The organism is Pedosphaera parvula Ellin514 (assembly GCF_000172555.1).
Classification (GTDB): Bacteria; Verrucomicrobiota; Verrucomicrobiia; order Limisphaerales; family Pedosphaeraceae; genus Pedosphaera.
This window is the reverse complement of sequence record NZ_ABOX02000040.1, coordinates 18,796-36,134: the sequence shown is the minus strand read 5'-3', so window position 1 is coordinate 36,134 and position 17,339 is coordinate 18,796. Positions and strand designations below refer to the sequence as shown.

The 17,339-nt window shown below is 52.6% G+C and carries 6 protein-coding genes; 2 read left to right on the top strand and 4 right to left on the bottom strand.

The features are described 5' to 3' along the window. Positions 1-142 precede the first annotated feature (142 nt). Positions 143-2,653: an Ig-like domain-containing protein gene (locus tag CFLAV_RS23475; protein WP_150107560.1), complete on the top strand. Its 2,511-nt coding sequence runs from the start codon at positions 143-145 to the stop codon at positions 2,651-2,653. Positions 2,654-2,659: 6 nt separating this feature from the next. Continuing rightward, positions 2,660-2,992, top strand: coding sequence for a protein-tyrosine phosphatase family protein (locus CFLAV_RS23470; RefSeq protein ID WP_040549891.1), 333 nt, complete (start codon positions 2,660-2,662; stop codon positions 2,990-2,992). Positions 2,993-3,017: 25 nt separating this feature from the next. On the opposite strand, the gene CFLAV_RS36210 is transcribed toward CFLAV_RS23470, so the two are convergent. From CFLAV_RS36210 to CFLAV_RS23450, 4 genes are all read right to left on the bottom strand, one after another. Next, positions 3,018-3,758 carry a prepilin-type N-terminal cleavage/methylation domain-containing protein gene (locus CFLAV_RS36210; protein WP_007417342.1) on the bottom strand — a complete coding sequence of 247 codons (741 nt, stop codon included), beginning with the start codon at positions 3,756-3,758 and terminating at the stop codon, positions 3,018-3,020. Positions 3,759-3,860: 102 nt separating this feature from the next. Beyond that, on the bottom strand, positions 3,861-8,825 hold the full coding sequence (locus CFLAV_RS23460) for an immunoglobulin domain-containing protein (protein ID WP_007417341.1): 4,965 nt from the start codon (positions 8,823-8,825) through the stop codon (positions 3,861-3,863). Between the two features lie 397 nt (positions 8,826-9,222). Continuing rightward, positions 9,223-14,745, bottom strand: coding sequence for a choice-of-anchor tandem repeat GloVer-containing protein (locus CFLAV_RS32960; RefSeq protein WP_007417340.1), 5,523 nt, complete (start codon positions 14,743-14,745; stop codon positions 9,223-9,225). Positions 14,746-15,073: 328 nt separating this feature from the next. Next, positions 15,074-17,284, bottom strand: coding sequence for a DUF2961 domain-containing protein (locus CFLAV_RS23450; RefSeq protein ID WP_007417339.1), 2,211 nt, complete (start codon positions 17,282-17,284; stop codon positions 15,074-15,076). Positions 17,285-17,339 lie beyond the last annotated feature (55 nt).

Genomic DNA, 17,339 nt, shown 5'->3' with positions numbered 1-17,339 from the left:
ATTGACCCTCAACTGCTTGCGACAGAACAACTCGGCAACTTAGCGTTTCTGCATGCATCAGTCGAACTACACCTGAAAACCCTTGCATCTAGACCTTCGTTCTCTATTCTCCTTCGGAAACAGAACGGACCATTTAATGACGATGAAACAAGGAGACGCACCCCGCCAAAAGGGCGGCAGGAACAGCATGATCATTCGCCCTCTGACGATTATAATGTCCACTATCCTGGTCTTATGCGCTCTTACCACTGTCGCTTCGGCACAACCGATTAACGACAATTTCTCCAACAGCATCCCCATCCTCGAACTTGACTCAACCAACATCGCCACTCTCGCGGGAGCCACGAAGGAACCGGGTGAACCTAACCATGCAGGAGTTCAGGGTATGACCTCGGTTTGGTATTCCTGGACTGCCACCCAAAGCGGGTTGGCTTTTGTGACCGCGATTCACGATGGCTCGGCATGGGATACTGGGATTCTCCTGGCTGCCTATGTCGGTGACTCGGTGGACGCGCTCTCCCCTGTTGGCGATAACCGTTCCTTAGGTTTGCCATTCCTTTTAGACACAATGATTTTTAGAGTCCGCGCCGGCCAAAATTATAAAATAGCCTTCGGCTACCAAAATGCTCCAAACTTCCCGCCGCCCCCTGCGACAAGAAACTTTAAGCTCTCCTTTCAGCCGGCTCCAGATAACGATGATTACGCAAATCCTGTTATTTTGACTGGGATTAACTGTAACCCATCGGGCACGACTTACGCATCCACAGAAGAACCTGGCGAACTAAACTGGGGTGACGACCTCGTTCCAGGATCCGTCTGGTATTCCTGGACTGCTCCTTACACTGGCTATGCCTATTTGCTGAGCGACCCGTTTGATAATTTGGACATTCTGGTTTATACCGGTCCTTCCTTGGTCGGTGTCGGTTTCATTGCAAGATCCTCTCATGGCGAAAACATCAGTTTTCCGGTGGAGGCGGGAACTACATACCACTTCTCAGTTAAAATGTTTAAGAAAATTTCCGCTCGCAATCCTTTTGGCAACCGAAGCGGTCCATTTAGTTTCTCCCTGGGCCAGGCTGCTATTGCTATCGAGGAACCATTCTCCCCATCTAACTTCATTGGCCCCACTAATATTGCTGTCTCCGTTTTTCTGGACCCATCCAACAATAATGTCCGGAAGGTCTCGTTCTATGACGGATCAAAGTTTTTATATGAAGCCGACACTCCGCCTTATTCTTTCTTGTGGAAGGATGTTCTGTCTGGCGTGCATTCCCTCACTGCCGTCTCGGTTGGAGACGTGACGAATGTCTCTTCACCTGTCGTCATCAATGTTCATCCTGCCAACGATCATTTTACCAATCGGTTTCAACTCGTCGGTTCCAATCTTAGCTTTCCAGCATCGCTTGCACTTGCTACCTGGGAGCCTGGCGAACTTTACTTCGGTAATGAGGCAGTGGGAGAAATTTGCTGGTGGACATGGACAGCTCCTCGCAGCGGAACCCTCGTGCTCTCCGCAACTCAAGGCGCTTTGCTCAATGCTTATACCGGCAATGATCTGCAAAACCTGGTTCGGATTGCCGGACACGCTGTCAATTCTTTCGAGTGGGAAGTAATAACACGTGATCCAGTTTATGTTCCTGTTGAAGCCGGTCAAAGTTATCAGATCTCCGCAGATTCTTATTGGGTGATGAATCACGACTTTCGTATTCCTTCGTTTGCGGCCCCTCAGGGCGAATTCACAATAAGTCTGCAAATGCAGCTACCACCACCCAACGACAATTTTGAGAAGCGAATCTTGCTGAATGGTACCGCCATACGAGTGCGCGGTTCCACCCTCGGCGCCAGTTCTCAGCCAAATGAGCCTGCCCATGGTGGCATCGCCCAAGGCAATTCGATCTGGTATTCCTGGAAGGCACCCATATCCGGCAGTGTCTCTCTGGCCACAAATTCCATCGTCATCAAAACCAATCAGGAGCTGTCTCCCTACGGTTTCCCGGTGCCGTGGACTCCTACACCTATTGACACGATAGTCTCGACATTCAGACCCGATTATCCGGTATTTGCCGTCTACACCGGCTCCTCGCTTGCCACACTGACAAATATCTCCAGTGGTCCTCTGGTCCGCTTCGATGCCGTCGCCGGCCAAACCTACCAAATCGCTGTCGATGGCAATCAAGCCAACCCTGCCAACCTCCAGTTTTACCTCAACGAAGTTCCACCTGCAGCCAATGACAATTTCTATCTCGCTCCCTCAATCTTCGGCAACACGCAGGTCTCCGGCTCCAACCTCGGCGCTACAACTCAACCGGGCGAACCCGCAAGCAATGCAGGCGACACCAGTGGTCACTCAATCTGGTGGACCTGGCGTGCACCTTACTTCGGAGTTTGTTCGATCGACCTTTGGCAAAGTGACGATTGGCGCTCCCCAATCACAGTATTTGTCGGTAACCTCGGCACACTCAAACCGGTGGCGTCCGGGCATACAGGAGGCGTCACCTTCTTTGCAATCCCTGGTGTCCCTTACCACATCTGCGTCGGCTCCGACAACGGCTACACCGGTAACATCCGGATGAACATCCGTGAATATCCTTACCACCCGGCACCAATTTTATTTGGCGGGTTAACAGGCACAGGCCCAGGAAAAACCAGATAAGCTAACTTGCGTTCTCAGACTCAAATCTGCTCCGTCAAACGGCCTGAACATGCCAATTGCGGATCGGAGGAGGTCTTTGGTCTGACCATGTGCAGTGTGCTTGACCGCATCGACCGCTCATTGGCGGACGAAAATCCCGTGTTTGTACATTGCTGGGCGCGCAGGGGACGCACTGGCACTGTGATTGGCTGTCATCTGATGCGCCACGAACTTGCCACCTCAGAAAACGTGATCAGCGAAATCTCGGATCTTCGACGTTACATGCCTTCCGGTCGCGATTCCTCTCACCACACCCCCGAACAAATTCGCATGGTGAGGAATTGGAAGAAGGGCTTCTGACGCTTCTAACCGAATTGGGGTTGGCTTACCAATAGTTCGAATTCACACTCACCGTCGCGTTCTGTAACTGCGAAATGTTGGTTGGAAACCTGAAATCCTGCACATGGCCGTCGCCAAAGAGTGTGGGGAGTTGCGTTCTGCCGCTGAAACTGTGCCAGATACTTCTGGGATCGGTATTTACGCGGTCTCCGAACCACGGCCAGTCGCTGAGAATTAATTTGCTCGATGGCTTGGTCGCAATTTCAGTGGACTTGATGGAGTTTGTAACTCCTGCCTGGCCGCCCACATGTTGCACACCCCATTCATTGGCTTTCCACGTCATTAAATAGCTGTTGCCCCAGTTGCTATAGCAATTGAAAATGCCGGGATACAGCGAATCCCCTCTGTCAGATGGACAGCGGTAGAGATCCAGATTTTTGGTATAAGCATTCAAGGGTCGCAGTTCGGGAGGCACAAGCCCACTATGGATAATTCCCGCTGGAGTCCCCAAGGCTCCGCCCCACGATGCCCAGTGATCGTAGATCGGATAAAACTCGGCGCTGTCATCCGCGTACATAATCAGCGCCAGTCCAATTTGCTTTTGATTGCTGATGCATTTGGTCAGGTTGGCCTTCGCTTTGGCGCGTGCCAGCGCCGGCAACAGCAGGCCTGCAAGGATGGCAATAATGGCAATCACCACCAATAATTCTATCAGAGTGAAAGCGATGTTCCCTCGCTCATGCTTTTTGTAACGCAGAATACGACAAAACATGTCCTTGGTTTTCATGGCTTTTCTGAATGCTAACTTCTTTGCTGGTCTTGGGTTGTCAACCCTCGTGCATTGCCCACTATCCTGCGGCGGGCAATGCCGGTGGGTTGATTGAAATTCCTACTGCACTCTTACCCGATAAAACTTCCTCGCTGCACTGGCAGAAACGGAATAAGGGCTCGTCGCTGCCGTTACATCTGAATATGGACCGGCCGCTTCGTCCGCTTGTTGCAAGGTGCCGGTGGCCCAATTCAAAATTAGATTGGAACCCGACAGCGTCGCACTGATTTTCACCTGCGGAGCCGAGGCCGCTGCATAAAGGGCATCCAACTCAGCTGGCGCCAGCGCCCGATCGAAAATCATCGCTTCATCAATTTGTCCATAGAAACGACGTGGGCTGCTGGCGGTGCCGGCTGTGTCCCATCCCACATGGGTGGCGCTGTCAGAAAAGGCGACAGCTGTGTGTGCCGCCACATTGGTTGCCATGACTGTCCCGGTGCTGTCATGCAGGTATAGGATCGCCTGGTTTGGCTGGACAATCAGCGCCGCCAATACCCATTGTGAATCCGGCACTCCCACTCCGCTCGCGAAGTTGAAGTAGGTGTTGTTCCAGTGATATTCCAATACATCCCCGCCGCTGTTCGGGTCCTGCTTGATCCCAAACCCGTTCGCCCCGGCGAGTCCGCGATAGAATATGATTCCGGCGTAAGCTTCCTGAGCCAGGGGTTTATTGATCCAGGCCGCCATCGTGACACTCACCGGCGCATTTGTATTGAAGTTCAATGCCGGCACCAGAATATCCGTGCTCAGTCCGTCAAAAGTGGGGGCTGGATTCGGGTTCTCGAAATTGGCGAAATCCGGAGGCACCGGGCCGGAACCTCCGACGAAGGCTCCTTCATAGGTTCCGTTGCCCGCGACCCCAAGGTTGCCCAAATTGAAGGCCAGGTTGGTACCGGATCCTGCCTCATCGAATCGATAATAAATTACCGGATTCGCATTCAACACCGCCGCGCCATAGCTGCCGTCAGGCAGAGAGGTCACTGTGAGCGAGGCTGATGCGCTGTTGGTGGTTCCCAGACTGTTGCTGATGGTAACGCTGTAGTTGCCAACGTTGGCGGCGGTCGGATTTATCACAGTTAAGGAACTGCTGTTGGCTCCGGCAATCGGTGTCCCGTTGAACTTCCATTGATAATTCAACGGCTGTTGTCCCACTGCGCTGATACTGAACGTGGCGCGTTGGTGCAGATAGACAGTCTGACTGACCGGTTGCTGGTTGATAATTGGCGGAGTGATCGCCAGAACACTTAAAGTGACGTTGCTGCTCTGAGCCGTTCCCTGCGGATTGGTTCCGACCACATAGTAGGTGCCGGAATTTGCCTGAGCGAGATTGTTAAGCGCTAGGGAAGTGTTGGTCTGACCGGTCAATGGCGTGTTGGGAGCTTTGTACCATTGGAGGGTTAATGGTGCCTGACCATTCGGGATACTGAAAAGAGTGATATTATCACCGACATACAAGGTGACATTGCTCTGCAGCATGTTTATCTGCGGTAACCCAACCGGCAGAATCGCCATGTTCGGCGCTGCATACATTGTATTTGCCGAACCTCCACTGGTGGCCGCTGCCGGCCAGGCAGACCCAACGAACCGACCGATGCGCTGGCTCGGATCGCCATTTCCGACGTAATATGAATTCCAATTCGTCGGCGAGAACACGTCTGGCCAGAAGTCTCCATCACCGGAGAAAACTTCGCCCAACAAGACGTAGGTCGTGTTATTAGTAAGCACAATAGGCGGGTTGAGTGCCATCCACCGATAACCGTTCGTGTAATAAGCGTCGGTGCCTGCAGGAACAATCACTGAAGCCAGAAGTGTTCCACTGATGCTGAAGATTCCCACATGATGATCCCGATTTAGACCATCGCCGCCTGAGTCTGCAAATCCCAAGTGCGTCACCAACGCATCCGTTGGTCCGACCGGGAATTGTCCGCCCACACTACCACCGGCCGCACTATTAGGAGGGTAATCATCGCGGTTCGGAGTGCGGCTCTCATACAACACCTGCATCGTCGGCGCCCTGTTCGGTTGCACAGTCAGCGTGGCAACGATGCTCGTGATCACATGCGGCGCAGAGTTCGCAAAATTGGAAACAATGCAGGAATAAGTCTCTCCACTATTTGTGCTGCTGACAGCAGCTATGCTGTAATCAGTGTTGGTGGCTCCTGTAATCGGAGTTCCATTCCGGGTCCATTGATAGGCAATCGGCGGCGTTCCAGTGGCTGCCACTGTAAACGACGCCGCATAATTCTCGGGCACACTGATGCTTGCGGGCTGCTGAGTGAAACTAACCGGGGTATCGGCCAACACGGTTAATGTTACAATGCCGCTCTGCGCAGTTCCAACGGCGTTGCTGGCAATGACATAGTAGTCACCCGCATCCGCAGCCGTCAGCGTCGAAAGCACCAGCGATGAATTGGTTTGTCCGACAAGCAATGTGCCGGGCGCCGATCCCTTATACCATTGCGCCGCCACCGGCCCTTCGCCGTTGACTATCGCCGGAATGGTTACGCTCAGACCCGCGTATTGGGTTACCGAAGTCTGCAACATGGACGCAATCACCGGCCCCACCGGCAAACTCGCCAGATTGGGTGCGCCATAGGTGCCGTTTGCGGTCGAGGTGCTTAGCGGGGAACTCGGCCAGGCCCCGCCCGTAAAACGTCCCTGACGCGAGGCAGGACCATTCGTGCCAACGAAATAGGGATTCCATTGGCCGGGTATGAAAATATCCGGCCAGCCATCGCCATCATTGGCGAACACCTCAGCTTCCAAAATGTAAGTAGTGTTTGGGCTCAATACAAACGGCGTGTCCAGAGCCACCCAGCGATAACCATTTGTCAGCAGCGCGCTGGTTCCAGCTGGCACCGTGACGGAGGCAAGCAGTGTGGTGGCATCAGCTGAAAAAATGCCAACGCGATGATCTCGGTTGAGACCATCTTTGTTCATGTCATAAAATCCAAGATGCGTGACAGGAACCGGCGTGCTTCCGGAAGTGAACAGTCCTCCAACGATGCCGCTGGAGGCACTGTTGTAATTATCCCTGGTTCCATCCCGTGTTTCATGCAGGAACTGCGCCGGCAATGCCTGATTGGGTATCACTGTAACTGTGGCATTGGCACTGGCGAGCGTATGCGCGGTTGCTCCTGCAAAGTTGGAAATCACACAGGAATAAACATCCCCATTGTTCGAGGTGCTAGCGGCTGCCAGCGTGTATAATTTATTTGTCGCAGCTGAAATGGGCGTGCCGTTGCGAGTCCACTGATAGCTGACCGCCGGGCTGCCTGAGGCAACGATGCTAAATGAAACGCTGGAGCCCTGGAGAATGGTAAGGCCTAGTGGCTGCACCGTGATGCTCGGAGCTTGCTCACCTGTGTTCACAGTATTCGGACCCACCTGAAAATTTCCAACCACCTGCCCGGGCGTGAGCACTTTGTTGTAAATTCGAAACTCATCGAACTCACCAGCCAGGCCGCCGTCTCCAACACCTCCCTGCGAGCGACCGAGCCACAGATTGACGTCATTAATGGCGTTGATGGAGTTGGTGGCGAACACAGCAGCCACCCGGGTGCCGTTTTCGTAAGCAATGATTTGACCGGTGCTCTCCTGCCAGGTGACCACCACATGCCGGTCCGTTTGAAATGAGTTCATCATGAAAACGTCACCCGAGGTGGAACCATTGGTGCTTCCGTCGGGCAGCGGATCGCGATGTTGCCATCCCAATCGTCGTTGATTGACACCTGTGCTCATCTGCGCAGAGTAATAAAGCGTGTCCGGGCCTGTTGCCCCCGCTGCCGGATAACCTCCTGGGCCGGTCAACTCCATGCCGGGAATGCCATTGGTGCCAACGGATCCAAAATCAAATACGCGCGCCCAACTGAGGCTTTGCCCTCCAGTATTCTTATACCAAACCTCGATGCTGACTTCGCCGGAACCACCGTTGTTCGTGCCGTTGACGGATAGCAATCCATTAGGGAAGTCGGCGTATGCAGTGGTATTTTGTGCCCCACCAGGCAGCACCAGCCTCCCGTTGGCATATTGACCAACCGTCTGCGTCGCACTCAATCCCTGAACCACACCGTCAGCTGTGCCCGCGGAATCATGAATTGCCAAACCCGTCGCATCGTTGGTTGCTGGCTCGTTGAACGAATAACGATGCGTCGGCCCACTGGTCAAAAATTGCGATGTCGGACCTGGTGAAATGAATGTCGCCTTTTCAGTATTGAAGTTGGCCAACACCTGGGCCGGAGTCAAAGCTCCATCATGGATGCGCACACGGGCTATGCCCAGCGTCGCAAAGGCAGGAGCAGTGCTGATCACGCTATTGGTCCATTGCGCAGCCAGGCTGATGCCGGCATTCGTGGCGATGTTCAATGTGACCTGTTTGCTGTTGGCCAGCGCGCCATCAACATAAACGCTTTCGTTTGTCCCATCGTACGTGTAGGCCAGATGGTGCCAGCGGTTGTTTAATGGTGTGCCACCAAAGTTGTCCCAGCTGATATCATTCGCGGTTCCCGTGTGCGTGACTGCACCCAACCCGGCATTATAGCCATATTCAAATGCCATGTTTTGCCCCGTGGTCCCGCGTCTTCCCCAGGCCACCATGCATTCATCGTCTGCCACGGAAGGATTGTAAGCCCAAACCTCAATCGAAGCCGTGGCATTGCTGCCCACGAGTCCGGATGGCGGAGGAATCAACGCTCCCCCAATTCCGTTCACCAATACCATGTAATTAGTGCCAACAAACTGAATCCCATTTACTGCGTTGGTGGCTCCAACAAACACGCCACCGGGCCGGGTTTCAAAATAACCACCCAACGTTCCGGAGTTTGTAATATCACTCACTGCACCTGGCGGGAGAGTAGTCGCATCGATGTTTACGAATAAACTCCCAGCCGTTTGGATTTGAGCCTCAGCGGAGGCTGATGCCATAAGGCTGGCCATTACAAATCCGCTAATCGCTTTCTTTGCCCAAACCATGCGTGCAACCTTGCGCACGCATTGCTCGATGGGTGAGGAGATGAAGGTTTTCATTTTGAATTACATTTGCTTGTAATCGAAATTTTTCTGAGATAAGGCTCCTGCCTTTCTGAATAACCAGACAACTTGCTTCCCTGCGCACAATAAAGGTGTACAAAACGGCCTGGTTGCCTTACATTCAGTGGTTGATTGCCAGAAACTTTACACGTTGAGCAACCTGTAGGCAAGAAGAAACAGGAAAGGTAACTGAAATTTAATGGATCTGTAACCTTGTAACCTGCTCAAGCTACTTAGAATCGTCACTGATTTGATTAAGGGACAATCTGCTTCTGCATGCGGCAGACCTTGAATTGATTTTATCGGACTGAATTTCTTACCTAACGCCTGAAGTTCGGCATCACAAAACAATACGCATCAAACCAAATCTCACTCGACGCCATATCTGACAACACTATGGTAGCAGGACAACGCGATAAAATCGTTGCGCACTGGAATCGATGATATCAGTTGCCGTTACTGTGTCATTGGTCGCGTTGATAATGCTGCCAAAATTGATCCAATTGATCGAAGCGAGATTGGCATTGAACTGTACTTGATACCGTTGTCCCGCCATCGCTCTCCAATCGAGCCTCAATGTCCCGTTTGTCATTCTTATAGACTGAAATACCGGTTGGGCAATGATTGTGAGATATGCGTTGGTGCTCATCACTGAACCAAGCGTATTGCTCACGGTTACCGAATAATTCCCTGCGTCACTCAAACTCACATTGTTAAGGAATAAGATTCGGGTGGCCGATCCGGAAATATTGGGACCGTCGCTCAAATTGGTTCCATTCTTTTGCCATTGGTAGAATAGTTGTGGCGCACCGGAAATCGCCACACTGAACATTACGTCCCCACCCGAAGCCACCACTTGGCTGGCCGGTTGACTGGTGAACAGGGGCGAGGAAGTAATGCTCAGCTTGAAGATGGTGCCACGCGCGCCCGTCCCGCCGGTTGTGGTTGTTCCGTAGAAAGCCCCGTCCGGACCTTCCACCAGGGCAGAATTGGGATGCGCACCGCCATCAATGCCATCGAAAGCAACGAGTGTTGTCAACGTTCCATTTGGAGCGAGCCTGAAAACGGTGCCGTTAACAGGAGAAGCACCGGCTTGCAATCCGCCCGACATGGCGCCATAGGTGGTGCCATAAAAATTGCCGTCACTGCTTAAGATCAACCCCGCTGAAGGATAAGTGCCGTTGCTGTACGTCGGTCCAAAAGTATACAAGAGGGTCAGTGCTCCATTCGTTGTAATCCTGAGGGCCGTGCCTTCCTGTTGGAAATTCATGCCCGCAAGGTTAGTGCTGCTGTATTTCGTCACCCCGTAAAGGTTGCCGTCTGTGCCCTGAACCAGCGCCCCCACCGGCGCAAAGCCGTCCGGACCGCCACTGAAAGAATAAAAGTTTGTCAGGGTGCCTTCCGGCGTTATTTTGAAGACCGTACCGTAGCCATAAGCGCCACCACCACTGCTCATGCCGTAGAAATTCCCATCCGCGGCCTGGCATAAAGCTCCCACGGGAAAGGTGCCTTGGGTGTCGGTAAATGAATGAAAAGTGGTGAACTGTCCACTCGGTGTTATTCTGAATATGCCGCCATTGGACACATCGCCAGCGGACCCGTAAAGGTTTCCATCCGTTGCCAGTAACAATGGAAAGGCAGGGGCATAGCCATCACTTTCGCCTATGAAGGAATAGAGATTGTTGTAAGTGTAATCAGGGGCCAGCTTGAAGATATTTCCTGCTCCATTTGTCCCGCCATTTTGGGTCGTGCCATAAAAATTCCCATTCGTGTCCTGCACTAGCGTCGCCAAAGGAGCAAAGCCGGGTGTCGGTTCGTCGTTGCCAGTAAATGAAAGCAAAGCGGTAAACTGACCGTTCGTGGTGATTTTGAAAATCGTCCCGAAAGCGCCTGACCTCGTTGCGCTGCCAGATGCGGTAGTGCCGTATAGATCGCCATCGTTGGCTCGCATCAAGCCATTTGGTTGCCAACCACCACCGCTTTGGCTGAAAGAGTGCAAGACGGCAAGCCGCGTTCCCGTTGCACTGACTGGAATGACGGATAGCGTTGCCCCGCTGCTCATAATGACTGCGAGATGATTGCTCACCACCACGGAATAAATCCCGTTATTAGTTTCGATAACGCCGCTCAATGTCAAACTGCTGCTGGCAGAACCCGAGATACGGGCGCCGTCAACCAGGTTTGTCCCATCCTTTTGCCAATGGTAGCTCAATGGCAGACTGCCGAGAGCCGCTGCATTGAATGTTACTGTTGCTCCAGGTGTAACTGTCTGGTTGGTGGGTTGCATAGTAAAAAGAGGCGGAGCAACGATAACCTGAACTGTTGCTCCGTCGCTCGAGACTGAACCAAAGCTATTGCTGACGATGACCGAATAAACTCCCGCATTAACTGAGGCCACGTTGGTGATGCTCAACGTACGCCTGTCTGGGCCAAAGAGATTGCCGCCATCCACAAGATTGCTCCCATTCATCTGCCATTGGTAGGAGAGAGGTATGCCACCGGAGGTTGCCACAGAAAGAAGAATATTCGTTCCTGAATAAACCGTCTGGCTGGCGGGTTGGGCCGTGACCTGCAATGGGCCATCGAGATGCAATCGAAAAATAACACCTTGGTCTGTGGCCCCGCCATTTTGAGTCGTGCCATATAAATTGCCGTCCGCACCTTGTGTCAAGGCGGTGATGGGATTGGCGCCATTGTAACCATTAAATTCCACCAGGTTGGTCAGCCTGCCATCAGCTGATATTCTGAACACCGTGCCATAACCATAATCGCCCCCATAAGGCGTGGTTCCATAAAAATTGCCGTCGGTTCCTTGAATCAATCCTGCAAAAGGATGAGCGCCGTCACTGCCTCCTGTGAATGAATGCAGGTTTGTGAAAACGCCAGCAGGACTGATCTTGAAAATCGTGCCATTATTATAACTGCCCCCGCCTGCCACGGTACCATAAAAATTTCCGCTCTCATCCTGCAACAGCGTGGCGTATGGAAACGCCCCTCCAATGTTGCTTAGGGGAACCAACGTTGTAAGGGTTCCGTTGGTGGTCATTTTGAAAACGATCCCGCCATCAAAGTTTCCTCCCTTGAAAGTCGTGCCATAAAAACTCCCATCCATCCCTTGAATCAACCCGGCATGAGGAAAACCGCCATTGACATCAACGAATGAAACCAGGGTGGATAGAACACCGTTCGTATTCATTTTAAAAGCGGTGCCATGACCGGCATTCCCACCTTGAGACGTGGTGCCGTAAAGATTGCCATCCGTCGCGAAGGTGAGCCCCGCATACGGAAAATCACCATTGGTTATATTGAATGAAACCAGTGAGGTAAGAAGACCGTTGGTGCCCATTTTGAAAACTGTGCCGTTGCCGGTAAGGCCGCCTCCAAACGTCGTCCCATAAAGATTGCCGTCCATCGACTGAACCAGCGCGGCCTGTGGATGAGCACCATCCGCTTGTCCAGAAAATGAATGAAGGTTTACAGGAACGCCGCCTGGGGGCATTTTGAAAACCGTGCCTGATCCATCCAATCCGCCACGCTGGGTAGTGCCATAAAAATCGCCACTTGTGCTTTGCATAAGGGTGTTGGGATTGGCGCCATCGGTACCTCCGGTGAACGAATAAAGAGTGGCCATGGTAACTTCAGGTGTTGTTGTTGGCAGGACGGTGAGGGTTGCCTCTGAACTTGTGACCGAGTTCAACGCGTTACTGACGATGACGGCATAGATTCCGGCGTCGACAGGAGATGCGTCGGCGATGGCCAGCACACTGGTGTCCGAACCAGAGATATTGCCGCTATTGGTTATGTTCGTCCCGTTCCTCTGCCACTGGTAGGACAATTGCGCATTCGCGGCGGTTCCCACGGCGAATCTGGCTGCTGCCCCCGACAGCACGGTCTGGTTGGAAGGTTGGGTTGTGATAATCGGCGGCGTGATGATATTCAGGATGAACTGGCGGCTTTGTGCAAAACCGTTGTTAAGATTGGTGAACCAGACCTTGGCAACGTAGCTTCCGGCCAACAAATTACTGGCCGTGGAATTCAAGCTAAAAGTCACGGTCGCAGGCGAATTAGTCGCAATGGTGCCGGCAGTAGGGGAAACATCCAGCCAGGCCGAAGAATTGGCTGCCGACCAATTGACGGGAAGTTCTCCAAATGTCGTCAACGCATAATTCTGTGCGGCAGGATTGAACGGTCCGCTCGCCGCGCCCATGGCAGTCACAATGGTCGCCGGGGTGATAAGCAAAGAATCAGGTGGCCCAAGAAGTGCCGAAATCAAATTGCTGCCATTGGGCGTTCCCCAGCCTGTGCAAAGATCATAACCCGTGACAGCAAAGAATTTGTTGGGACTGCTGGAATTTGTGTTATTCCCGCTCACCACATCATGGAAATTAATCGCAAAGTCCGGCCGTTTTCCGATGGCGTAAATGGCTGGATTGATAAATCCCACGCTGGCTTTGCCACTGGCCGCAGCCTGCTGGTTAACCAGTGCCGTGAAGCCAGCCCATAATGGCGCTGATGCGCTTGTGCCGCCGACTACACCTTGCTCGCCATTATTGGCGACGATCCAGATGATGGAATCGGCCAGACAGGCGACGTCTGGAATGTTCCGCATGGTCGTAGAACCCTGGTTGGCTGGGATGCCTATTCCTTGTTGCCAGGCCGGAAGCGCATAGGTTGTGCTGATGCCTCCGCCGCTTAAGGGCCAGGCGGTTTCTGAGGTCCATGCGCCGCTGGGATTGGTTGTGGTCAACGACGTGCCGCCAACAACCGTAATGAACGGATTGTCGGACGGTGGGAAGATTGCTCCGGACCACGCACCCAGGTCACCCGAAGCCTGGAACATGGATTGCCCCTGGGCTGCGAATTGTTGGAATATCTGGTCGCGTCCCGCATCCACTTGTGAACCGAAACCCCATGAGCAACTAAGCTGCCTGGCCTGATTGTCTGTCGCCATTCGATTCAAAACGTCGTTGGGACTGTTTCCCTCATAGACAATCACCTTCGATAACGCGGGCGCCATGGAAATAACCATTTCAATATCGAGTGCCACTTCCACGTTGTTGAGACCGGCAGAAGCGCCACGGCCATTCAGAAGGACATTCGTTACAGTTACATTTGGCAATCCGGTCAAGGCCTCGTACTCGGCAATGTCACCTGGAAAATATCCATCCAACTCAAACAACCCCACCGCCTGTCCCGACCCATCGAGCGTAACACCGGGAGCATAGGCGGCGCGAAAATCCTTCCCGATAAAATTGCCTCTTGGCCCGGAGCCGGTCACATGAGGTGTCGCATTTAGGCTTCGGTGAAAAGCATTTTTTAAATTCATAGGACGCGGCAACACGTAGTTGTCAAGTCCGCTTACGGACAGGATGGATAGGGTTCGGTCAAATGACGGCTCGGTATCCGGTGCGTAAAAGGTACGACTTTCCGTCGGATGCTGATAGGTCCGAAGCCCGATCTGAAAAACCTTTTCAATGTTCCCTACACCTCCATTCACATCCACCAAAGTGCGATTGGGATGAGTGCCGGTAACCGCGAGGCCCTGGCTTTTCAGATAAGTTAAAAGCGTCTGATAATCCTTTTCCGTGGGGCCAAACTGTTGGGCAAACTGCTCTGAGGTGAGATAACGATGATAATTGGTGCTGGTTGGATCGTAAATCTGTTGCAGCAGGTTGGTCAAAATCTCCCGGTTGCGCAAGGGCAGGCTGATGCTGAGGTCAATGCTCTTGCTGGCGGAGAGCTTGCTCACCGGTTGGAGATGTCGAACTGCCGTGGGCACGTGATTGCGCAACGTTTGCCTTTCGACGGCCCAAACAGGCGCCATAAACAAAAAGCTGAACAGAACCGCAACGGCGCTGATAACCATTAATCTAGCTTGCGCTTTTCCAAAAACTTCCCCGGGGATTCTAGTTTTCATAAAATGGAATAAATTCAACAATCCCGATGAAGTTTCCCTTGTGACCTAATCATCCTTTGTATGTCCCGCCTACGGAACATGGAAACAGCGCGAACAAGAGTGGCAAACACCTCATTTAGACATGGTAGAGAAATAAAACTCTGACTCAAGCCTGAATTGCCAATGCAAACCTGCATGGCCACATGCCCGGTAGAATCTGGCCGTTTAAAGCCGGCAGCAGCATTTTGTGTGTATGGCACACATGGCAAATCGACTAATCGACCGTTTAATCTTTAAGTTGTTTTGGCTTACTGCGGGGCACAAAATGGGTTCGAAGAAACCTGCAAAATTATCGGACGGGCTTGCTCTTTGGCATCACGAAACAATACGCATCATACCGAATCTCGCTCCACGCCAATTCCGGCAACGGCTGTCCTGGAAACAACGGTATCTTCATTGGCGTGAATTTCACCTTCACCCGAATCTCTGAGCGCCCTTCGGTGAGATCGCCTGGAATCAGAAACTCGTCATCTCGAAATCGCCGATTCGACGTTTGCACAGTGTGCTGCGTTGCCCCGAGCTCCTCCTTGGGATTGGAATAAACGCACGTATTGCCTCCCGCGAGATACCACGTGCCCGCCAGCTTCCAATCAGAGTCAATTATGGATTTGCCGCTGTGTGAAACTTTGGCCACGTAAACCTCCGCTTTCTGGTTTGGAAACGAATAATCCAGCTTCCGACGCAATAGCACGCCCAGGTTCTTTCGTTCCAACTTCATTGTGAATTCAGAACTGCCGGTAGTCTTGCGCCCTATATCAGTGCTGGCCGGATAAATCTCCTTCCCCTTCCAGTTATCAATACCCCATTCATATCTCGACGTAATCTCATAAGGCTTCGTTGCCTCCGGCGAATCATATCGATGCAACTGCTCGCTCGCTTCATTGCCCATCTGCAATGTATCCGTCTTCACCAGCGATGGACTGTTCAACCCATACCAATACGTCACAGTCTCATAATGCTGGGTTGATTGGTTCTCGCCACCATGTTCCAGGCGGATCAACGCGTTCTTTCCAAACGGCATCAAATCCGCCAGCAGAAACCGGTAAGCGGAATGAATCTTGTCCTCATCGCACTTCGCTTCCTCAATTTTGCGCGCGCCCACCGGATGCCCGGCAAAGGGCAACGTCATGTTGCGTCCACCCCAGTAGTCACCACCGCCACCCCATTCCTCGGTGCCGGTGCCTTGCGCCTGTGGTGTTAAACTATCATCAAAGAAAAATCGCGGATCGCCTTCCAAGGTTCCCAAATCATTTTGATGGGTAAAGATAAACGATGTTCCCACTAGGCTCCCTGACCAGTCACCCCCACCTTCTGTCTTGCGCGTTTCAAGCAGGACCAAATCCTGTCCTGGTTCCGGATGCGGATGATCCTGGTATGTTGCATGAAAATAGCCGACTTGATTCGCTGGCTCTTTGTAAGGCGCGAAACGCGCACTCCACTGAATATCGCTGACCGAACTCTTCCCATCACCGATCAGTTGAATCAATGCCGACTTCAAAAATGGCATTGGAAAGTAACAGGCGAGATGCACCCGCTCCTGATCAAACTTCACCACCATCGGAAATGATTTCACCAGATATTCCCGGTCATCGCGGTTATAGAGGGTGCCGGCTCCAAAGAAGAGGGCAATCGGCGCTTCGACTGACGAGTAGGGGAGGTCATCCCAGGTGATCCTGATTTTGCATCGCCCAAACTCAATCGCCTTATCCTTTGGGACGGAAAATTCCAATGCGCGCAGCATTTGCGGCTTATCCGTTCTGCGTTCGACTCCAACTGTTCCGCCGCCGGAGAAACTCCATGTGCCAGCCTCGCGCGTGATTCCCAACTTCCTGCCTTCGCGTGTTTCCGGTTGCGGCACAAGATCGCTTCCCACTCGATTGATCAAATCCAACACATCCTGCTCCGGCTTCATCTGCTCATTCCATGAGCGAATCGGCCGCGAAAGCTTCGTGCCTCGGACATATTTATCGTAAATGTAATAACCGGTGCCGTAATGCGTGCGGGAGTAGGCCATCTGAAATGATTTCTCAAATGGAATCGGAACCCACATCAGGTCAGCTCCTTTTGTAATCGACCAGGTCCACGTCAACGGATTTGGAAAGGCATCTCCTGGCATGAAGACCGAATTCTCCGCCGGTTTATTTGGATTTGCCGTGCTGGTTTCCTGCACCACGTAATCCGTTGCATCCACATTGTAATGCCATGGGCTCCCATGCCAGTGATTATACCGCGCGAAATAAAGCACACCCGGGCCCGCGACATCCAGGCTCACATTGTAATCGTCGGCGAGTTGATAGAGGAAATGGCTTGCATCCGCCCCTTCATTTCCACCCCGCCGGTCATACGTGCTCCGCATATACGCGCGTTGGCCAATGTGTTGATAGGGCCAACGTTCCCACATCCGATATGTGTCCAGGCCAACGGGAATCATCGGCGGTTCTTCCGCCTGCACAGTGACTGTAAGCAGGAGCGCGAAAACAAGTTGGAGCCTCAGGTGCATGTTCAGGCAATCATTTGCAAGTGCCCAGCATTTGTCGAGTGCCAAACGAGTGCAC